Genomic DNA, 20034 nt, shown 5'->3' with positions numbered 1-20034 from the left:
ATGGAGTGGGCGACGAGATAATTAAAATCTCCGAAACGGGAAAGCGGGCGTCGTCACGACAGCGCGCTTACAGTCCCAGTTCGCGACCGAGGACGAGCCGCTGGATTTCGCTTGTCCCCTCCCCGATTTCCATGAGTTTGGCGTCCCGGTAGAACCGCTGTGGCGCGAAGTCGGTGGTGTATCCGTACCCGCCAAGCACCTGCACCGCGTCCTCTGAGACTTCCCGCGCAACCTCGCTCGCGTCGAGTTTCGCCAGCGAGGAAAGTCGGCGCACGTCTTCGCCCCGGTCTTTCGTGCAGGCGGCTTTGTGCGTCAGCAGTCGCGCGCGCTCTATCTTCCGGTCCATCTCGACTATCATGTCCCGGACCGCGTCGAATTTGCCGATGGGCTGGCCGAACTGTTCGCGCTCGGTCGCGTAGTCGCGGGCCGCCTCGAAGGCGCCCTGTGCCAGCCCGACCGAGAGCGCGGCAATCGAGATGCGCCCGCCGTCGAGTGTCTGTTTCGTCTGCTCCCATCCCTCCCCTTCGTCACCGAGAAGCCGGTCCGCGGGAATCCGCACGTCATCGAACTGCAACTCGCAGGTCGGCGAGGCGTTCAGGCCCATCTTATCCCAGACAGTCGTGACCTCGACGCCGTCTGCGTCGGGGTCGACGATGAACGTCGAGATGCCGTCGTAGCCCGCCGTCGGGTCCGTGACTGCCTTGACCAGAATCGACCCCGCGACGTTTGCGTTCGTGATGAACTGTTTGGTGCCGTCGAGCACCCACTCGTCGCCGTCGCGGTCGGCGGTGGTGTCCATATCGCTGGCGTCACTGCCGCTTTCGGGTTCTGTCAGCGCCCACGCGCCGAGTGACGCGCCCTCGGCGAGTGGTCGGAGCCAACGCTCTTTCTGTTCGTCGGTGCCGAAGGCCTCGATTGGCTTCGTCCCCAGCGAGACGTGTGCGGCATACGAGAGGCCAATCGACCCCGACACCCGACCCAGTTCCTCGGTCACCAGCGCGTAGAGCAACTGGTCGCCGCCCAGTCCGCCCCACTGTTCGTCGACGGGAACGCCCATCACGTCCAGGTCGGCGAGCGCGTCGAACACCTCGGCGGGAAACCGGTGTTCGTCCTCGATATCCTGGGCTATCGGCTCGATTTCGTCCTCGCAAAACTCCCGGATGGAGTCGCGCATGAGCCGGTGCTCGTCGGGGAGACGAAAGTCCATACGACGGCTATGACGTGTGGCCACAAATACCATGCGGGCGGCCGGGGACGGCGACTGACGCGGCCGCCGAAACCGTTTACTCCGGCGGTACCGTTCGCCACACCATGCCCCTCCGCCGTCTTCTCCGTGGTCGTGTCGACGAGTCGACGCTTGAAGCCATCGCCAGCGACGTCGCCGCCCAGTACGGAGAGTCGGTCGAGTCGATAGACGTGCTGGAGGCGGACAACTGGCTCTCGATTCCCTGTGTCGTCAACGACCAGTGGTTCGTGAAGGTCATCAGCGCACAGAACTCCATCGTCCACGGCCTCTTGACGACCGGTCGAAATCTCGGTGTTCTCTCGAGCGGGTCGGAGGGCTTTTTCGAGCACTTCGAGACACCGGTGGAGATGGCCGAACACGAACTCGATGCGACCAGCAAGATGCGCGAACTGGGAATCAACGCCCCCGAACCGCTCCGTGCGTTCGAACACGACGGTTACGGCGTGCTCGTGTTGGAGTACGTCCCGAATTTCGAGGTGCTCGATACGGTGCCCGAGGCCACCGCCAGAGAGATCGCGCCGGCGGTCTTCGATGCCCTCGCGCGGATGCACGAGGCGGGACTGGTTCACGGCGACCTCCGCGCGGAGAACGTCCTCGTCGTCGACGGCGAACTGTACTTCATCGACGCGACGAAAGTCCGCGGCGACGGCATCAGGGAAGCGCGCGCGTACGACATCGCCTGCGCGCTCGCCGCGCTCGAACCGCTCATCGGACCCAAGGCGGCCGTCGACGCGGCGGCCGAGAGTTACGACGGCGAGACGCTGGTCAACGCCGACAGCTATCTCGATTTTGTCAGTATCCGCCCCGACCACGACTTCGATACGGTCAGGCTGAAAGGCGAAATCTCGAAAATAGTCAACTAACCGTCCTACTCGGCGTCTGCCGGCGTGTCGAAGTCGTGGAAGTGCTCGCCTTCCTCTTTGCTCAGAATGTCCAGTGCGGCCGCGCCGCCGTCGCCCGCAGAGATGATAGCCTGCCACTCCTGGTCGCGGACCATCGCGCCCGTCGCGTAGGCGTCCGTAACAGTCGTCTCCATGCCGAGGTCCACGTCGACCGTGTCACCGTCGAGCGCACACCCCAGTTCCTCGGCGAGCGAGCGGTCTGCGCCAGTCGCCAGGACGAGGTAGTCTGCGGTGTGGTCGCCGTCGGCCGTCGTGACCACGAACTCGCCGCCGTCTTCGCTGACGCCCGTTACTTCCGCCTGGTGGCGCTCGACGCCGAACTCGTCGACCTGCTCGCGGGACTGCTCGATGAACTCGGTTCCGTCGAGGCTGTCGATGCCGAGATAATTGAACAGGTGAGCCTTGTGCATCCAGGTCTCGTCCGTATCGAAGACAAGCGTATCGAGGCCGTTTTTCGCTGTGAACAGGCCTGCACTCAGACCGGCGGGGCCGCCGCCGACGATAGCGACTGTTGGCATACTCTCCGATTCGGCTTCCAGACAGAAAAGAGCGCACCCCGACGAACCGACCGGGGACTCACTCCAGCAGTTCCTTCGTCTGCCGATGGCGGTAGCGGAACATGGGGTCGAGACCGACAACGCCGAGTGGCCCGACGGCCCGACCGAGTGGGCCAAGCGGGAGTTCGTACTCCACCTTGTCCCGGACGAGCGTCGTGCCGTCGTCGGCGTAGAACATGTGGGTGTGGGTCCACTCCGGGAACGGGCCTTCGGCCATCACGTCGCGGAAGTACGCCGACCCGCCGGTCCGTTCGCGGGCGACGATGTCGGAAACCCACTGCTGGCGGGGACCCACGCCGAAGGGGCGAATCGATGACTCGACGACCGAACCGGCATCGAGAACGTCGGGCTCTGGTTCGCCGTCGGGGCCGCGAACGTCCTCGATGCGGATGTTCATCCACCCTGGCGTCAGGTCGACCAGACCCTGCTCTGTCGAGTGGAACTGCCAGACGTCCTCGAAGGGTGCAAACACCCGAACCGACCGCTCGTAGGTGGGCATACGCGTAGTACGGACGAGAGCGGCAAAACTCCACCGGGACAGTCCGCTATGCCCAGACACCGCTTTCGCGGGCGGACTGTAACACCCGCCGGATGGCGACGACGTACATCGCCGTCCGGAAGTTCGGGACGTCGGCAGACTCGTAGACATCGACGAGGTCCTCGAAGGCCTCGGTGATGATACGCTCCAGTTCGTCGTTGACGCGCTGTTCGGTCCAGTGGAACCGCTGGCGGTTCTGGACCCACTCGAAGTACGAGACCGTGACACCGCCGGCGTTGGCCAGGATATCCGGGAAGACGTGGACGTCGCTGTCGGCTAGGACTTCGTCTGCGTTCGGGGTGAGTGGCCCGTTGGCCGCCTCGACAATTATATCGGCGCTGACCTCGCGGGCCAGCCGCTCGTCGATGGCGTTTTCGAGTGCCGCAGGGACGAGCAAGTCGACGTCCATCGTCAACAGGTCCTCGTTTGTCATCGACTCGGTGGCTTCCTCGTACCCGCTGACCGTCCCCGTCTCCAGTTTGTGGTCCTTTACCGCGCTGGCGTCCATTCCGTCGGGGTTGTGAATCGCACCCGAGGAGTCGGAGACGGCGACGATGTTGGCACCGAGGTCGTCGAGCAGCGCCGCGGCGACGGAGCCGGCGTTGCCGTACCCCTGGATTGCGACTGTCGCCTCGGAGATGTCCCAGCCGAGATAGTCAAACGCCTCCCGGGAGACGAGCATCACCGACCGGCCAGTGGCCTCGACGCGCCCGGCACTCCCCCCGCTCTCGATTGCTTTCCCGGTGATGACGCCCGGTTCGGTGGTGTTCTCCAGGGTCTCGTAGGTGTCTTTTATCCAATTCATCTCCCGCTGGCCCGTGTTGACGTCGGGGGCAGGAATGTCCCGGTCGGCGCCGATAAACGGCCGCAGTTCCGTCGCAAACGCCCGCGTCAGCCGCTCCAGTTCCGACTCAGAGAGGTCGTTCGGGTTGACGGCGATACCACCCTTGCCACCACCGTAGGGAATCCCCACGGCAGCGCACTTGTACACCATCCACCCGGACAGTGCTTTGACCTCCGCACTGTCGACACCGGGATGGTAGCGAATGCCACCCTTGTACGGCCCCCGGTCGCCGTTGAACTGCGAGCGGTACGCCCGGAACACCTCCGTCGAGCCGTCGTCTAGTTCGACTGTAAGGTTCGTCTCGAGCACCCGTTCGGGATATTTGAGCCGCTCGATTTCGTCGGGTCGAGCGTCGAGGAACGCCGCTGCGTCGTCGATTTGCTCCTGTAAGCTCTCGAAAGGGTTCACCTCGTTTGTCATGTGTTATCAAAAGAATACCTGAGGCAAAAGGGTACCGCAAGCGTGCACGAGAACGGTTCCTACAACGGAATTACCGTTTCCCGGCTTCCTCGGCGCGGGCAACGATGCGTTCGGCCTGTGCCACGAGCGGTGCATCAATCATCTCCCCGTCGACGGCGACGACACCCTGGCCGTCGGCGTCGGCCCGTGCATCGAGGACGCGCTCGGCCCACGCGAGTCGCTCGTCGCTCGGCGTGAACGCGTCGTTGACGACCGTCACCTGCTGTGGATGAATCGTCATCTTGCCGTCGTAGCCCATCTCGATGCCGCGTTCGGTATCCTGGCGGAGTCCCTTGGCATCCTCGAAGTCGGTGTAAAGCGTATCGATGGCGTCGATGCCTGCCGCGCTCGCGGCCGCGACGACACGCTGGCGCGCGTAGACGACTTCCGTCCCCTCGGCTGTCCGGGTCGCGCCCACGTCGGCGGCGTAATCCTCTGCCCCGAACAGGAGCGCGTCGGTGGCGTCGGCGGTCGCGATGGCTTCGGCGTGGAGCACCCCGGCAGCGGATTCGACCAGCGCGAGGACGGGCAAGTCGGCGTCGTGTTCCGCGAGTAGGCGAACGAGCGTCTCCACGTCGTCGGCGTCACTGACCTTCGGGAGCATCACACTGTCGAGCCGTGGGTCACCCGAAAGCACCGCTCCGAGGTCGTCGTCGGCCGCGATACCCGTCGGGTTGACCCGGACACAGACCTCGCAGTCGGGGTCGATGTCACACAGCACGTCGTTGACCACCGTCCGGGCGCGGTCTTTCGCTGCGGGCGCGACGCCGTCTTCGAGGTCGAACACGACCACGTCCGCACCGCTGTCGGGGGCCGTCCGGAGTTTGTCCGGTTTGTCGCCGGGTGTAAAGAGAACGCTACGCCGTGGCATAGCCGGAGATGGACGGGCCGGCGGTAAAGTGGTGGGGGTCGACAAAGACCGAGGTGGCGCAGGGCAAGTCCTGGCACCCTCGGCATTGCGTTCGCCACCGAACAGCGCGGCGTGACACAACGCGCTTTGCCAGGGACGCCAAACGTGAGCGCGATGGATACCGCCGACATCGACGCTCGTGTGCCCGCGCCGCCAGCAATCGCCCGCGTCGGTCTGGGGTCGATGGTCCTTTTGGCCGGCGTCCACAAACTCGCCGCACCCGAACTCTGGACGGCCTACGTCACCGACTGGCTGGCGCCGTGGCTTGTCGTCTCACCGGTCGTGTTCATGCTGATAAACGGCGTCCTCGAAATCGGCTTCGGTATGGCTATCCTCGCCGACCGCTGGACTGTCGTCGGTGCCGGTGTCGCCGCCGTCTCGCTCTCTGCGACGGTCGGCTATCTCGCCATCGTCGCTGTCCTCGAGGGTGGGCTCTACCTCGACGTGCTCGTCCGCGACGTTGGACTGGCCGCGCTCGCGTGGGCTGTCGTCGTCGACGCGTTCGATTCCTGATTCAGAACGTGGGGCCCTCGTCGCCCTGGTCGTCGCGGAGCGCCGGGTCGTGTTGCTCGTCGAATTCGTCGCCGAACGGGTCGTCGTAGCTGTCGTCGGCCGACGACGAGGCGGTGGTGTTGTAGACGGAGATACCACGCGAGAGGAGTTCTTCGATGGCCTGTTCGCGGTTCAGAAAGTCACCCTCCTGAACGACGCGATTGATTTTGCTCTCCATCTTGTCCGGCAGCGAAACCTCGTAGGTGGGCATGTTCCCCTCTCGGCAACTCGGGTGTGTAAATGCTCCGTTCCATTCCCGACAGCGTGTGCGGTGAGTGTCACCTTCGCCCCCGTCCGTCGGCTGCCGGGAATTTCCCGCCCGCTTATACGTGCGCGCGACGTACTCCGGGCTGATGAATCCCGGGCGGCAGCCGTCTTCTCCCTTCTCCAGTCTGAAGACGGCTCTTCGGTGGACAGTACGTTCACCAGCCGGCCGGCTCGCAGCCCTCGCCGCACTCGCAGTGGTCTGTACCCTCGTGTTTGCTGGCGCCGGCGGCGCAACGGCTGTCGACGGCCAGTACGCCCACGGCGATAGCCCTGACACGACGCCGCCAACGATGGCGAACGGAACCCGAATCAACGACACGGCCATCGCAGTGACGATTGCCGACAACCACGACGTCGACGAGTCGACGATTTCGGCCGAGGACTTCCTGTTGAGCCACGGTTCGGTCAGAGAGGTGAAAGTCGAGGAATCCGGCTCCGACGCGGTCGCGACGGTGCGCCTCTCGCGGCGGCTCAACCGCGACGAGGTGACCGTCGTCGTCCAGTCGGGTGCAACAATCCTCGATACGAACGGCAACGAGCTCAACAGTTCGGCGACCGACCCGTACGTCGTCGTCTCCGGGATGGACGGCGTCCCACCCTCGGTCGACAAGTTCTCGGTCACAAACGCCACCGGCGGGCCCGCGACCATTCGACTCGACGCCCGCGAGCAAGTGAGCGACTTCTACCTCGTCGTCAGGGGACCCCAAGACGAATGGCTCGACCGCTCTGACTTCGAGTCGACTGACAGTGGCAGAACCTGGGAGATGAGCTACACCCCGCCAGAGGACGGCACCTACGACGTGTACCTGAGCAACATGACAGACGAAGCCGGGAACACGCGGGATCTGGGGCGGAGTAGACGATTCATCGCAGACCTCACTCCGCCAAGCGCCGTCGCCGGACTCGATCTGGCGAACTCGCAGAACCTCACGATTGCCTTCGACGCCAGCCAGTCCAGCGACGCGAACGGCATCCGACAGTACAACTGGACGTTCGGCGACGGCGGGTCGGCGACCGGACCGCGGGTGACACACGACTTCATGCCCGGGGACTACACCGTCGAACTGACCGTCACCGACACCTACGGGAACACGGCCACGGACACGATTACACTGAACCTGACGCGCGGGTCGGGCGACGCCAACAACGTCTCCGAGGCGGCGCTGCGCGACCGAGCGGGTGCCGACCCGCGAGTGTCGGTCGACCGCCGCGGCGGTGTCGATTCAAGCGACGCGTTCGTCGGTGTCACCAGCGCCCGACGGGACCGCCCGGTCGCCGCCGGAACGCTCGCCGGCGACGCGCCGCTTGCTGCACACGGTCCGGTCAGCCTGGACGGACTCGCCGTCACGCTGGCGACGAATCGCTCGTTCGACCTCGGGCTCTCGATGAGCGGCAACGAATACGTCGGCGACGTGGCCACAGCCACCGGGACGATACCGCTGGCCGGCTTCACCGTCGTCAATACGGTCCCCGACGAGGAGATTTCGAACGCGACGATCCAGTTTGGCGTCACACAGACACACCTCCAGACGCTCGGCGTCTCCGCGGCCAGTATCTCGCTGTATCGTTACCACGACGGCGGCTGGAACGCCGTGCCGACGACGCCACGAAACAGTACGAACGGAACACAGCAGTTCCGCGCGGAGACGCCGGGCTTCTCGCGGTTCGCTATCACCACCGATCCCCAGGCCAGTTCGAACATCGCCGTCACGGACGCGACACTCGAGACAGCGCAGGTCGCGCCCGGTGAGACGTTCTCGGTCACCGCCACCGTCGAGAACAACGGGGATACCGCCGGGACGTTCGTCGGCGGGCTGACAACGGACGGGGCCGTCATATCGACGGCGAGGACGACGGTCGGCGCTGGCGAGACGACGACGATGACGCTCCGCTCGCAGACGAGCGAGACGGGGACTTTCGACCTCTCGGTCAATGGCACCTCGGCCGGGACGCTGACCGTGTCGTCGGCCGCCGACACCGGTTCCGACTTCGTCGTCACCAACGCATCGCTGGGGCGTCAGCAGGTCGATGTCGACGAACCGTTCTCGGTGACGGCAACCGTCGAGAACCGCGGTGACGAGGCCGGGACCTACACTGCCGGCCTGGTGGTTGACGGCAGAGTCGTCGTAACCGAGACGAGCGCGATTCCGGCCGGCGAGTCGCGACCGATCGAACTCCAGTATCTCGTCAATCGCTCCGGTGAGTTCCCCATCTCGGTCAACGGAACCTCGGCGGGGACGCTCACCGTCGGCGACCCGACCGGGGACGACAGTGGAGACGACGGCCCGCTGGGCCAACTCGCCGGCCTGCTCGGTGTCCTGCCACTGGGACTGCTCAGGCCGGTGTTTCTGTTCGTCGTCCTCCCGGCGGCGGTCATCTACGGGCTATTGAAAGGCTTGGCTATCTATCTGGGGTACTGACCGAAACGGGGCTGCTCCGAGCGCCCGTCAGGAGAGTGCCGCTTCCAGCTGGTCGACGAGCGAGTCGGTCCCGACGAACACCGGCGTCCGCTCGTGGAGTTCGCTGGGGTCGCGAGCCAGTAGCGACTGCGCGCCGTCCGAGGAGGCACCGCCCGCCGTCTCGATAACGTGGCCGATGGGATGGCCCTCGAACTGGAGGCGGAGTTTGCCCTCGGGTCGGTCTTCGAGCATCGGATAGCCGAAGATGCCGCCGTAGGTGACGACCTGGTTCACGTCCGCGACCATCGCACCGCCATAGCGGAGCTTGAGCCGGTCGGCCTCGATGTCGTCGACGTAGGCCCGAAACGCGTCGGTCCAGTCGGGGATGCGACCACCGAACCCGTAGACGACGGGGTCGTCGGGAATCGTCACGTCCTCGGTCAGCACCGAGCGCTCGTCGCCGTCGAGCAGGTACTCGGTGACCGTTCCGTCGTGTGCGACGAGCATCGTCGTAATCGGGCCATAGAGGACGAAACCGGACGCGACGAGCGCGCTCCCGGGTGCGGGCAATGGCTCGTCGAAGACGCCGACGATGGTCCCCATCCCATTGTTCGATTGCAGGTTCGAAGAGCCATCGAGCGGGTCACAGGCGACGTGATACTGGCCGCCGTCGTCGGCGTCGATGACGCTGTCCCGTTCTTCTGACGCGTACGACCCGACAGCATCGATGGCGAGCAGTCGCTCCTCGAGCAGTTCGTCGGCGTAGACGTCCGCGGCGAGTTGCTGTTCACCGCTTGGATTTTTTGCATCCGCGTAGGCGCGTTGCTCCGCGAGTGCGTCGCGAACGTCCGCGGCGGTCGTCACGACCGTCTCGAAGACGGCCTCGATAGCGTCTGCCATCGACTACTCGCCGGCCGCTTCGAGAGCAGTATCGACGGTCGTCTCCTCGAAGATGACTTTCTCCAGTGCGTCGAGGATGTGCCGGGGGTTCTCCCGCTGGAAGACGTTCCGGCCGACCGCGAGACCGACGCCGCCGGCGTCGATGGCGGCCTTGACGTTTTCGAGGAACTCGCGGTCGCTGGTCTTCGAACCGCCGGACATGACCACCTTGGTCGGGCCGGCCATCCGAACGGCCTGTTCCATGGCCTCCTGGCTGCCGGGGAATTTGACCTTGGCCACGTCCGCGCCCAGTTCCAGCGCCTGGCGGGCGGCGTAGGCGATGGTGCCGGGCTTGGTGTCGTTTTTCAGCCCCTGGCCGCGCGGATACGACCACATGACGACCGGCAGGTCGTGGTCGCGGGCGGCCTCCTGGGCGTCGCGGAACTCCTCTGCCATCTCGATTTCGTTGTTCGACCCACCGTAGAGGGTGAAGCCGACGGCGTCGGCGTTCAGTTCGTTCGCTGCGTACTCGACCGAGCAGTTCACGGCCGAATCGGGCTCGCCCATCCAGAGGTTCGACGTGCCGTTGAGCTTCGCCAGCAGGTTCACGTCGTCCTCGTAGGAGGGGTAGTACGCCTCCGCGATGCCTTTCTGGACGGCCAGCGACGTGACCGCGGGGTGGGTCGCGACGTCGAAGACCCGTTCGGGGTCCGCACTCTCTGGCACGTCCTCGAAGTCGACCGGGCCGTGTTCCAGACCGTGGTCGTACGCGAGGATGAGGACCTTGCCATCGCGTGACAGTGGACTATCGTCGAATGGTTGCATATGCGTGGCTGGGGCAGGTGCCAGTAAAGTTCTTTTGAACCCCCACAACGAACACCTCTGTCCGAGTATCGTCAATAGGCTTTCAACAGTTGCCGACGTAGTTGCGGCATGGTCACACTCGACACAGTACAGACGGTCGGTGTCCTCGGTGCCGGTCGAATGGGAAGCGGCATCGCACAGGTCGCAGCGACAAACGGGTACGACGTCGTCATGCGGGACATCGAACGGACGGACCTCGATGCCGGCCTCGACGCTATCGAGCGGAGCCTGGACCGGTTCGTCGAAGAGGGACGTCTCGACAGCGCAGACGCAGCGGCCGCCCAGGGACGGATCACCGGAACAACCGACTTTGGGGACATCGCGCGGGCCGACGTGGTCGTCGAGGCAGTCATCGAGGACATGGCGGTGAAAAAGGAGGTGTTCAGGGACCTCGACGACGTGACCGACGACAACGTAGTGTTGGCCAGCAACACCAGCACACTCTCGATTACGAGCATCGCAGCGGTGACGACGCGACCGGAACTCGTCGTCGGTATCCACTTTATGAATCCCGTGGCGCTGATGGACGGGGTCGAAATCGTCGCCGGGGAGAAGACCGGCGAGAAGACAGTCGAGTTCGCACATACGCTCGCCGAGGACCTCGGGAAGACGACCTGGGAGTCCGACGACAAGCCCGGCTTCGTCGTCAACCGCGTTCTCATGCCCTGGATTAACGAGGGGATTCGCCTCTACGACGAGGGCGTCGCCACGAAGTCCGACATCGACCGGGGGCTGAAACTGGGGACGAACGTCCCGATGGGACCACTCGAACTCGCCGACCACATCGGTCTCGACGTCGTGCTCGACGCCAGCCAGACGCTGACCGAAGAGCTCGGCGACCGATACAAACCGGCCTATCTCCTCAAGCGCAAAGTCGAGGCCGGCGACCTCGGCAAAAAGACCGGCGAGGGGTTCTACGAGTACGACCGGTAGCTATCCCCAGCCGGTATTCCGCCCGATGTGGACCACGAAGACGGGCGTCTCCGCGTTTTCGACGACGCGCTGGGTGACACTCCCGACCGTCGCGATGCGCTCGTGGTCGCTGCGACCGTGCGTGCCCATCGTGATGACGTCGATGTCGGTCTCGGCGGCGTACTCCACGATACGCTGGGACGGGACACCCGAACGGATAGCAGTCGTGACGTCGATGTTCGACGTCGACGCGCGCTCGGCGACACTGGCGACCGCGCGCTCGCAGTGTTCCTCCAGTGTCGTCTCGGTCTCGAATCTGTGCTCGCCCTCCAGTTGTGTGAACTGCCGTTCGTCGACCACCGCGAGTGCGTGAATGCTCGCGTCGTACCGTGTCGCCATCTCGACGGCGTGGCCCAGCGTCTTTCTCGTCCCCTCGCTTCCGTCGGTCGGCACGAGAATCGTGTCGTACATTGACACAGATTGGGACAGCGACGCACTTCAAACGACGGGTCGCCCGCAAACGACACGCGACAACCGCTCTCTGCCCCGTTCAGTCCGAAAAGCAGGCCACACCAGATTGTCCGAACAGCGTCGTCACGCACTCTTTTTGCCCAGGAGTGACATATACGAATATGGTGCTCGCTGCCCTGTCCCGTCTCCGCACGCGACTCGCAGAGTGGTGGTCCGTCGACGACCCAGAAGACCGCATCGAGGGCACGGGAGAGGTGTATCTCGACCCGGCGTACAACGGCCGCTACGAGGCAGAGCGAAATCTCAACGACCTCGCCGACGCGGAGACACAGGAAAAGACAGACCGGGACAGCTAGTCGGTGAGTTGCTCGGCCAACCAGTCGTAGTGCTCGCGCAGGCGCCGTTCGCCCGCGTCCGTGAGCACGTACACGTCGTGGATGCCGTCGGTCTCTGTCTCGACGAAGCCCGCTTTTTCGAGGGCATCGAGCGCACCGTAGAAGGATTTGGGTTCGATGCGCTCGTCGTCGTGTGACTCCAGTTTCGATTTGAGCGCCTGGGCCTGCAGGGCCTCACCGGAGAGTAGTGCACAAATATCGCGCCGGCGGCCACTCTGGAGGAACTTCGTCATAGCCAGAGGAGCACGAGCGAGTGGCTTTGCAGTTGCGGTCTGGCTACTCGCAGTCGTAGGTCCCGTAGTCGAGGCGCTCGCCGGGACTCCCGTCGATTGGGTCCGTGACGCAGAATTGTCCCCAGCGCGATGCGAAACGTTGCGAGTGCGCGCGTGTCGACGGCAACCGACTGCCTGACCGCAGTCCGGAGTCGTTGGCCGATGCCGGGACCGGTCGCACCCATTCGTGTCCGGTGGTCTGTCGCCACAGTATATGGATTCTCCGCTCGGCACCTCACTCGCCGGCGGCGACCGGAACGTTTCAAGCCTTCGCGTCCATAGCACCCTCGATGGCAGACGCCGACTCCGACTCCGGGGCGACCGAGCGTGCAAACGGTATCACCGCGACGTACCGCGAGACCGACACCGAGCGATTGCTCTCCTTCGAGCAAAGTGGCAAAACGGCCGCTATCGCCCAGAACGTAGAGGGGTACGCGATGCTGAAGGTCCGTCCCTCGGCTGACGGCGACGAACTCGAACGCTACTACGGGTTCGATATGGCGCTCGACCACGCCGCAGAACTGCTCGGCTGTTCACCACACGACATCCCGGTTCCCGACTCGGCAGCGGATATGGGGATGTGAAGCTACTTTTTGCGGCGTCGGGTCTCGCACACGCGCCCGGCGCGTGGCGGACCACTCCTTGCAAAAACATCCGCAGAAATCGAAGATTTCTGCCGGGCTGTCCTCAGAACGCTGTTCTGATGTGCATGGAAGACCGCTCTTGCGAACATAGTGAAAAAGGCTCCTCGCGCTCGGTAGAGCGCTCGGAGGTGCTACGGAATGGTCACCGCCACCGCACCGCTTCCGCCACCGTACCGCCACTGCAAACAGCTACCTTGCCCGTCCCCGAAGGTGTGCGACGGGACGCACACCTCGGCCTATCGCTCCTGTTCGAAGACCAGTCCGACGGTCGTCCCGTCCTTTTCGAGGGTATCGACGAATCGCCAGCCTTCCCGGGCGTGTTCGTTGACGACCGATTCGATAGAATCCAGCTTCCGTGGGTCTGCTTCCGTCGCGTGTGTCGTGTAGACGTACTTCTGCTCGGCCATACTCATCTCAGGGGTTCTGGCGTGAAAAGCCCCCGTACTTATTTGACAACTGGCGACCAGAGGCGCGTATGGACAGTCCACTCGCCCGCTTCGACCATCCAGCGTACGTCACCGGCGTCGCGACTGCCATGAGTTACGGTCTCATTCTGGGAGTCATGTTCGTGCTGTTCTTTGTCGTTCCATTCCTGCTGTTCACACTGTTGTGAGACGTGGCAGTCGTGGGGCCAGGAACGCGCTCAGTCGCGCGACTCCGGGGAAGGACGGGACTGCTGTCTGCGGTTGCGGTAGCCATCACGACAGCAACCGCGAACGCTCTACCAAGCGTGAGCGGCGTTTTTCCCCAAGTTTTTGCGAGGAGGGTGAGCCACGCGCCTTCGGCGCGTGTGCGACACCCGACGAAGTAAAAAGTGGGTACGGTTAGGCGAACGTCCGAGAGATGTCCTCGTCTTCCTCTTCGTTTTCGATTTTCTCGTAGGCGCTCTCGAAGTCCGTCATCCGAACCTCGGTGCGGTCCTCGCGGATGGCGAACATCCCGGCCTCGGTACAGATTGCCTTCACGTCGGCACCGGAGGTATCGATTGCCAAGTCAGCGAGTGCTTCAAAGTCCACGTCGTCGGCGACGTTCATGTCGCGCGTGTGGATTTTGAAAATCTGCTCGCGGCCCGTCACGTCGGGCTTTGGCACTTCGATGAGGCGGTCAAACCGACCGGGGCGGAGGATGGCACGGTCGAGCATGTCGAAGCGGTTGGTCGCAGCGATGATGCGGATTTCACCGCGGTCCTCGAAGCCGTCCATCTCCGAGAGCAGTTGCATCATCGTCCGCTGGACTTCGGCGTCGCCGCTGGTCTTCGAGTCGGTCCGTTTGGCGGCGATAGCGTCGATTTCGTCGATGAAGATGACCGCCGGCTCGTGCTGGCGGGCGAGTTCGAAGAGGTCGCGAACGAGTTTCGCACCCTCCCCGATGAACTTGTGGACGAGTTCCGACCCGGCCATCTTGATGAACGTGGCGTCGGTCTGGTTCGCGACGGCTTTCGCGAGCATCGTCTTCCCCGTGCCCGGCGGCCCGTGCAAGAGCACGCCAGATGGTGGGTCGATACCCACGTCTTCGAACATCCCGGGGTTCTTGAGCGGCATCTCGACGGTTTCGCGGACTTCCTCGACCTGCTCTTCGATACCCCCGATGTCGGTGTAGTCGACGCCGGGAGACTCTTCGACTTGCATCACGCGAGCACGGACGTCCGTCTCGTCGTCGAGGGACTTGACGATAGACAGGGAGTTGTTGACCGCGACCCGAGAGTCGGGCTCCAGGGAGTCACGCATCTCGTCGGTGACTTCGGTCAACGCTTCCTGGTTGTTGCCGTGCTGTTTGATGATGACACCCTCGTCGGTGAGTTCCTGGACTGTGGCCACGAACAGCGGCGACTGCTTGAGCTTCTTGTTCTCGTGAGTGAGCCGCTCCAGTTTCTGCTGGTACTTGTTGTTCTCGGCGTTGGCATCGAGGAGCTTGTCTCGCATCTCCTCGTTCTGGGCTTCGAGCACCTCGAGGCGCTCCTCGAGCGCATCAATCATCTCCTGCTGGGAGACGTCTTCGTCGTACGGCATATCGACGTCGTCCACAGTATCGGTCATTACACCCCTCCTAGTGCATCGCCTAATAAGAGGTTTCGGGTCAGTTCCAGACGTTGATACTTCGTTTCGAGACTGTGATAGGTGCCGATGTCTCTTTCCAGGATTGACTCACCGTTTCGGAACCGGCAACCAGATGCTTAGCAGTAATGATTTAGATTGGCAAATATTATTAGTCTGTATCACACACAAACGGGTACAATGAGTGCTTCCGAGACTGCCACCACCGATGCTGGTGGCGACGAGGGCGGATGGAGTGCCGTCGCGGACCTGCCACCGAGTGCGAAACTGGTCGCGAAGGTACTGGAGTACAACGACACGCTAACGCAAAGTCAGCTCGCCGACGAGACGATGTTGCCGTCGCGAACAGTGCGATACGCGCTGAGTCGGCTCGAAGAGGTCGGCGTCGTCTCGTCACGGTTTTCCTTTGCCGACGCGCGCAAGCGTATCTACACGCTCGAAATCGAGTAATCGACGCCGAGACAGCCAACTACTTTCACCGCGCTCTGCCAACGCATAAACAGGGTGGTCCTCTACCACCGAACAATGACCCGGGTCATCCACACGGGGGATACACATCTTGGCTATCAGCAGTATCACCGGCCCGAGCGACGCGAGGACTTCCTCGATGCCTTCCGACAGGTGGCGGAAGATGCCATCGAAGACGACGTCGCCGCCGTCGTCCACGCCGGTGACCTCTTTCACGACCGACAGCCGACACTCCCAGACATCATGGGTGCGATGTCCGTCCTCCAGACACTCGACGACGCCGACATCCCATTTCTTGCCGTCGTAGGCAACCACGAATCGAAGCGCGACGCGCAGTGGCTCGACCTCTTCGAGTCGCTCGGGCTCGCGAGACGGCTCGGCCCCAATCCGGTCGAACTCGACGACGTTGCCTTCTACGGGCTCGATTTCGTCGCCCGCGCGAAGCGTCCGGACCTGGCGTACGACTTTGCGCCACACGACGCCGAACACGCCGTGCTGGTCTCACACGGACTCTTCCAGCCGTTCCCCCACGGCGACTGGGACGCACAGAAAGTGCTCGCCGAGTCGACCGTCGAGTTCGATGCCGTCCTCCTCGGTGACAACCACAAACCACAGACCAAACAGGTCGAGGACCCCCACGAAGCGTGGCTCACCTACTGTGGGTCGACCGAGCGAGCGAGTGCCGACGAGCGCGACGAGCGGGGGTACAATCTAGTCGTCTTCGACGACGACATCGACATCCGGCGGCGCGGACTCGACACACGCGAGTTCGTCTTCGTCGACGTCGAGCTGAGCGCGGGCGAGGGCCCGTCGCGTGTCCGAGAACGCGTCGGCCAGTACGACCTCGCCGATGCCGTCGTGGTGGTCTCGATTCGCGGCGACGGTGACCCGATTGCGCCAGCGACAATCGAGGAGTTCGCCGCCGACCGTGGTGCACTCGTCGTCCGCGTCACCGACCACCGCGAACTGGCCGACGAGAGCGACGTCGACGTGAGCTTCGCCGACCCCGACGAGGCCGTCCGCGAGCGGATTCACGACCTCGGGCTCAGTCCGGCGGCCCACGACCTCGACGAGACGATTCGTGCGAGCAAAGTCCCCGACTCGAACGTCGCCGACGCTGTCGAAGACCGGGTCCAGGAGTTCGTCGACGACGCCGACAGTGGCGCCTTCCAGTCGGCCAGAGACACGGACGGAGCCACCGACGACGAGTCGGCAAGTGAAGACGGCGAGGCGACGGCGAGTGGCGCCGACACAGACGGACAGGTGACGATGGAGGACTACCTATGAGATTCGACCGCATCAGACTGGAGCAGTTCAAATGCTACGAGGAGGTCGACGTCTCTCTCGATCTCGGCGTGACGGTCATCCACGGACTCAACGGCAGCGGAAAGTCCTCGCTGCTGGAGGCGTGCTTTTTCGCACTCTACGGTTCGAAAGCGCTGGAGAAGACACTGGACGAGGTGGTCACCATCGGCGCAGATAGCTCGGTGGTCGAACTGTGGTTCACCCACGACGGCGACTCCTACCACATCGAGCGGCGTCTCAGCGTCAGGAACGGAAACGCGCAGACGACCAAGGCCGTTTTGGAGGGACCGGAAGGGACCTATGAAGGGGCCCGGGACGTTCGAGGGCGAGTCACAGAACTGCTCCGGATGGACAACGAGGCGTTCGTCAACTGCGCGTACGTCCGCCAGGGCGAGGTGAACAAGCTCATCAACGCCTCGCCGGGCGAGCGCCAGGACATGCTCGACGACCTGCTCCAACTCGGCAAGCTGGAGGAGTATCGCGAGCGGGCCAGCCAGGCCCGCGTGGGCGTCGGGCGCGTCCGCGACGACAAACAGGGCGCCCTCTCGGAAATCGACTCCCAGATTGCCGAGAAAGAGGAGAAAGACCTCCACGAGCGGCTCAACGGTCTCCAGTCGGAACTGGCCGAAGTAGAGAGTGACATCGAACGGTTCGATTCGAACCGACAAAACGCCGAACAGACGCTCGAGGATGCGAAATCGGTGCTCGAAGAGTACGAGGACAAACAGCAGGAACTCGCCGAGTTGACTGCGGACATCGACGATATCCGGGAGAAAATCGAGACAACGGAACGCGAACGTGAGCAGTTGGCCGACGAACTGACCGAGGTACGCGAGGAGAAAACGGCGTCAGTCGAACAGCGCGACGAACTGCTTGGGGAAACGAACCTCGACACTGCGAACGCCGAGGCAGTGTCAGCCCGAATCGAAGAACTGGAAGCAGACATCGACGAGGTGACCGAACGCATCCGTGAGCTGAGCGTCGAGAAGAAAGAACACGACAGCGACGCCGAGAACGCCAGCCAGCGTGCCGACGAACTGGAATCGCAGGCCGAAGCAAAGCGGGAGGAGGCAGACGAACTCGAACAGGACGTAGCCGACGCACGGGACCTGCTCGCGGAAAAGCGAGAGCAACTGGAGACTATCGACGAGGAAATCGCCGAACACCGTGCGGCCTTCGGGGACGCATCTGTCGAAGTCGGAGAGGCCGCCACCGAGCGCGAGTCAGTCGCAACCGAGCTGGCAGACGTCCGCGAAGAACGAGCGGGAACCGAGGAGAAACTGGCAAGCGCCGAGGACCGACTCGCGGAAGCCCAGTCGCTGCTCGATGCTGGGAAGTGTCCGGAGTGTGGCCAGCCGGTCGACGGGTCCCCACACGTCGAAGCAATCGACGAGCGCCGGGCGGAGGTCGAGGAATTGGAAGAAGACCTGCAGACGCTCCGCGAACGCGAGTCGGATTTGACTGAGGAGGTGGAGCGACTGGAGGAGTTGGCCGACCACGAAGCGGCTATCGAAAAGCGGGAGAGCGACCGGTCGAACGTCGAGCAACTGGTCGAGGAACGGGAAGCGACGCTTTCGGAGAAAGACGAGAAGGCGACCGAGCTTCGCGAGGAGGCAGAAAAACTGGAGAGCGAGGCCGAACAGGTCCGCGAGACGGCGGCCGAGGCGCGCGAACAGGCCGCCGAATGCCAGGAAGCAATTGCGGAGTGCAACCAGGAGAAGGCTGGGCTGACAGAGCAGGTCGACCGACTGGAAAAACTGGAGGCCGAAATCGAGCGTATTTCTGACCTCGACGACCGAATCGAGCAGATTCGAGAGGCCCGCGCGGAGAAAGACGAGCGCAACGAGGAGCGTCGCGAACATCTGGCGGACAAACGCGAGCGCCGGACGGAGCTCCAGGAGACGTTCGACGAGGACCGCATCGAGGAGGCCAGAGGCGAGAAAGAGCGCGCCGAGTCGTACCTCGAACAGGTCCAGGAGAAGCTCTCGGAGTTGGAAGACGAGAAATCCCGCCTCCAGAGCGACATCGGCGGTGTGAAAAACGAAATCGAGGACCTGGAGACGCTCCGGGACCGTCGCGAGCAGATTGCCGCGACCGTCGAGAAACTGGATTCGCTGTACGAGGAAGCAGCGCAACTCCAGGAGATGTACGGCCAGCTACGCGCGGAACTGCGCCAGCGCAACGTCGAGAGTCTCGAACGGATGCTCAACGAGACGTTCGACCTGGTCTACGAGAACGACTCCTACTCGCGGCTGGAACTGGACGGGGAGTACGAACTCACGGTCTACCAGAAAGACGGCGAGACGCTCGACCCCGAACAGCTCTCGGGCGGCGAGCGCGCACTCTTCAATCTCAGCCTCCGGTGTGCCATCTACCGACTGCTCGCGGAGGGTATCGAGGGCGCTGCTCCGATGCCCCCGCTCATCCTCGACGAACCGACCGTCTTCCTCGACTCGGGGCACGTCTCCCAGTTGGTGTCGCTGGTCGACAAGATGCGAGAGCTGGGCGTCGAACAGATTCTGGTCGTCAGTCACGACGAAGCACTCGTGGGGGCAGCCGACGACCTGTTACGCGTTCGGAAGAACGCGACGACCAACCGCTCGACGGTCGAGCGTGCGGAGACGGCCGACGCCGCGCTGCTGGCGGAAGCCGACGACTAGTCCAGCTCGCGGTGGAGCACAGCCAGCGCCGCGCTCGCTTCGTCGGTGGTGGCGTAGCCTCGCTGGCCATTGGCCGTCGCCTCCTCGAGGAGTCCGGCGGCACGAAACTCGGTGAGCAGGCCGTGGAGGTCACTCTCACAGAGGTCGTACGCCGAGAGTAGCGTTCGGATGTCGACCGGGCCCCGCGTCTCGATTTCGAGCAGGAGACCGAGCGCGCGCTCGTCGTGTACAGCAGTCATCACGCGCCGGATCATCTCCGGGAGCGCGCTGGCCGCCGTCTCCAGCGGTGACTCGCCGTCGACGAGTTCCCACTGGTCGTTTGGCAGATGGCGGGTGTCACCGGTGTCCGGGTCACGGACGAGACTCGCCTGGCCCGACTCTTTGAGCAGGAGATAGCGATTCCCGTCTGCGTCTCGAACCGTGCGCATACTGCTGT

At 63.7% G+C, this 20034-nt stretch carries 23 protein-coding genes; 10 read left to right on the top strand and 13 right to left on the bottom strand.

What is annotated here, in order from left to right; all coding sequences use genetic code 11:
- Positions 1-67: 67 nt before the first annotated feature.
- Complete coding sequence (locus tag QYL91_RS09525) at positions 68-1207, bottom strand: acyl-CoA dehydrogenase family protein (RefSeq protein ID WP_302080268.1); 1140 nt, start codon at positions 1205-1207, stop codon at positions 68-70.
- 104 nt (positions 1208-1311) lie between these two features.
- Here QYL91_RS09525 and QYL91_RS09520 point away from each other — a divergent pair, with 104 nt between their 5' ends.
- Positions 1312-2109, top strand: a complete 798-nt coding sequence (locus QYL91_RS09520; RefSeq protein WP_302080267.1) for an RIO1 family regulatory kinase/ATPase domain-containing protein — start codon at positions 1312-1314, stop codon at positions 2107-2109.
- Between the two features lie 5 nt (positions 2110-2114).
- Here the strand turns inward: QYL91_RS09520 and QYL91_RS09515 are convergent, their stop codons facing one another.
- The 4 genes from QYL91_RS09515 to QYL91_RS09500 all read right to left on the bottom strand — a co-directional run bounded on the left by QYL91_RS09515 (position 2115) and on the right by QYL91_RS09500 (position 5417).
- The gene (locus QYL91_RS09515) at positions 2115-2666 is read right to left on the bottom strand and encodes an NAD(P)/FAD-dependent oxidoreductase (protein ID WP_302080266.1); all 552 of its coding nucleotides are present in this window, start codon (positions 2664-2666) and stop codon (positions 2115-2117) included.
- A 58-nt stretch (positions 2667-2724) separates the two neighbouring features.
- Positions 2725-3204 carry an SRPBCC family protein gene (locus QYL91_RS09510; RefSeq protein ID WP_302080265.1) on the bottom strand — a complete coding sequence of 160 codons (480 nt, stop codon included), beginning with the start codon at positions 3202-3204 and terminating at the stop codon, positions 2725-2727.
- Positions 3205-3250: 46 nt separating this feature from the next.
- Positions 3251-4507: a Glu/Leu/Phe/Val family dehydrogenase gene (locus QYL91_RS09505; RefSeq protein ID WP_302080264.1), complete on the bottom strand. Its 1257-nt coding sequence runs from the start codon at positions 4505-4507 to the stop codon at positions 3251-3253.
- A 70-nt stretch (positions 4508-4577) separates the two neighbouring features.
- A complete protein-coding gene (locus QYL91_RS09500) occupies positions 4578-5417 on the bottom strand; it encodes an HpcH/HpaI aldolase/citrate lyase family protein (RefSeq protein ID WP_302080263.1) in 840 nt (279 codons plus the stop codon).
- Positions 5418-5570: 153 nt separating this feature from the next.
- Here QYL91_RS09500 and QYL91_RS09495 point away from each other — a divergent pair, with 153 nt between their 5' ends.
- Positions 5571-5969, top strand: coding sequence for a DoxX family membrane protein (locus tag QYL91_RS09495; RefSeq protein ID WP_302080262.1), 399 nt, complete (start codon positions 5571-5573; stop codon positions 5967-5969).
- A gap of 1 nt (position 5970) precedes the next feature.
- Here QYL91_RS09495 and QYL91_RS09490 read toward each other — a convergent pair whose 3' ends face one another.
- Entirely contained in the window at positions 5971-6219 is a 249-nt protein-coding gene (locus QYL91_RS09490; RefSeq protein ID WP_302080261.1) for a ribbon-helix-helix domain-containing protein, read from the bottom strand.
- Between the two features lie 142 nt (positions 6220-6361).
- On the opposite strand from QYL91_RS09490, the gene QYL91_RS09485 reads away from it, so the two are divergent.
- The gene (locus QYL91_RS09485) at positions 6362-8695 is read left to right on the top strand and encodes a PKD domain-containing protein (protein ID WP_302080260.1); all 2334 of its coding nucleotides are present in this window, start codon (positions 6362-6364) and stop codon (positions 8693-8695) included.
- Positions 8696-8722: 27 nt separating this feature from the next.
- Here QYL91_RS09485 and QYL91_RS09480 read toward each other — a convergent pair whose 3' ends face one another.
- A complete protein-coding gene (locus QYL91_RS09480) occupies positions 8723-9574 on the bottom strand; it encodes a class 1 fructose-bisphosphatase (protein WP_302080259.1) in 852 nt (283 codons plus the stop codon).
- Between the two features lie 3 nt (positions 9575-9577).
- On the bottom strand, positions 9578-10378 hold the full coding sequence (locus QYL91_RS09475; RefSeq protein WP_302080258.1) for a class I fructose-bisphosphate aldolase: 801 nt from the start codon (positions 10376-10378) through the stop codon (positions 9578-9580).
- Positions 10379-10486: 108 nt separating this feature from the next.
- On the opposite strand from QYL91_RS09475, the gene QYL91_RS09470 reads away from it, so the two are divergent.
- Positions 10487-11350 (top strand): 3-hydroxyacyl-CoA dehydrogenase family protein, encoded by an 864-nt coding sequence (locus QYL91_RS09470; protein ID WP_302080257.1) that lies wholly within the window; start codon positions 10487-10489, stop codon positions 11348-11350.
- Here the strand turns inward: QYL91_RS09470 and QYL91_RS09465 are convergent, their stop codons facing one another.
- Positions 11351-11800: a universal stress protein gene (locus QYL91_RS09465; RefSeq protein WP_302080256.1), complete on the bottom strand. Its 450-nt coding sequence runs from the start codon at positions 11798-11800 to the stop codon at positions 11351-11353. It lies immediately after the preceding gene.
- Positions 11801-11961: 161 nt separating this feature from the next.
- On the opposite strand from QYL91_RS09465, the gene QYL91_RS09460 reads away from it, so the two are divergent.
- Entirely contained in the window at positions 11962-12156 is a 195-nt protein-coding gene (locus QYL91_RS09460; RefSeq protein WP_302080255.1) for a hypothetical protein, read from the top strand.
- On the opposite strand, the gene QYL91_RS09455 is transcribed toward QYL91_RS09460, so the two are convergent.
- Positions 12153-12428, bottom strand: a complete 276-nt coding sequence (locus QYL91_RS09455) for a PadR family transcriptional regulator (protein ID WP_302080254.1) — start codon at positions 12426-12428, stop codon at positions 12153-12155. The two genes, QYL91_RS09460 and QYL91_RS09455, sit on opposite strands and share 4 nt — an antisense overlap.
- Positions 12429-12757: 329 nt before the next feature.
- Here QYL91_RS09455 and QYL91_RS09450 point away from each other — a divergent pair, with 329 nt between their 5' ends.
- Positions 12758-13051 carry a DUF7111 family protein gene (locus QYL91_RS09450; protein ID WP_302080253.1) on the top strand — a complete coding sequence of 98 codons (294 nt, stop codon included), beginning with the start codon at positions 12758-12760 and terminating at the stop codon, positions 13049-13051.
- A gap of 296 nt (positions 13052-13347) precedes the next feature.
- Here the strand turns inward: QYL91_RS09450 and QYL91_RS09445 are convergent, their stop codons facing one another.
- Complete coding sequence (locus QYL91_RS09445; RefSeq protein ID WP_302080252.1) at positions 13348-13518, bottom strand: DUF4177 domain-containing protein; 171 nt, start codon at positions 13516-13518, stop codon at positions 13348-13350.
- 68 nt (positions 13519-13586) lie between these two features.
- On the opposite strand from QYL91_RS09445, the gene QYL91_RS09440 reads away from it, so the two are divergent.
- Entirely contained in the window at positions 13587-13724 is a 138-nt protein-coding gene (locus QYL91_RS09440) for a hypothetical protein (protein ID WP_302080251.1), read from the top strand.
- Between the two features lie 211 nt (positions 13725-13935).
- Here QYL91_RS09440 and pan1 read toward each other — a convergent pair whose 3' ends face one another.
- The gene (gene pan1 / locus QYL91_RS09435; RefSeq protein ID WP_302080250.1) at positions 13936-15147 is read right to left on the bottom strand and encodes a proteasome-activating nucleotidase Pan1; all 1212 of its coding nucleotides are present in this window, start codon (positions 15145-15147) and stop codon (positions 13936-13938) included.
- A 198-nt stretch (positions 15148-15345) separates the two neighbouring features.
- On the opposite strand from pan1, the gene QYL91_RS09430 reads away from it, so the two are divergent.
- From QYL91_RS09430 to rad50, 3 genes are all read left to right on the top strand, one after another.
- Positions 15346-15615, top strand: coding sequence for a MarR family transcriptional regulator (locus tag QYL91_RS09430; protein ID WP_302080249.1), 270 nt, complete (start codon positions 15346-15348; stop codon positions 15613-15615).
- A 75-nt stretch (positions 15616-15690) separates the two neighbouring features.
- Entirely contained in the window at positions 15691-16920 is a 1230-nt protein-coding gene (gene mre11 / locus QYL91_RS09425) for a DNA double-strand break repair protein Mre11 (protein WP_302080248.1), read from the top strand.
- On the top strand, positions 16917-19598 hold the full coding sequence (rad50, locus tag QYL91_RS09420) for a DNA double-strand break repair ATPase Rad50 (RefSeq protein WP_302080247.1): 2682 nt from the start codon (positions 16917-16919) through the stop codon (positions 19596-19598). The genes mre11 and rad50 overlap by 4 nt, the downstream gene beginning before the upstream one ends.
- Here the strand turns inward: rad50 and QYL91_RS09415 are convergent.
- Positions 19595-20026 carry a DUF7346 family protein gene (locus QYL91_RS09415; protein ID WP_302080246.1) on the bottom strand — a complete coding sequence of 144 codons (432 nt, stop codon included), beginning with the start codon at positions 20024-20026 and terminating at the stop codon, positions 19595-19597. The two genes, rad50 and QYL91_RS09415, sit on opposite strands and share 4 nt — an antisense overlap.
- Positions 20027-20034: the final 8 nt, after the last annotated feature.

This window comes from Salinibaculum rarum, from assembly GCF_030505615.1.
Lineage (GTDB): Archaea > Halobacteriota > Halobacteria > Halobacteriales > Haloarculaceae > Salinibaculum > Salinibaculum rarum.
This window is presented reverse-complemented; position numbering and strand designations above follow the sequence as displayed.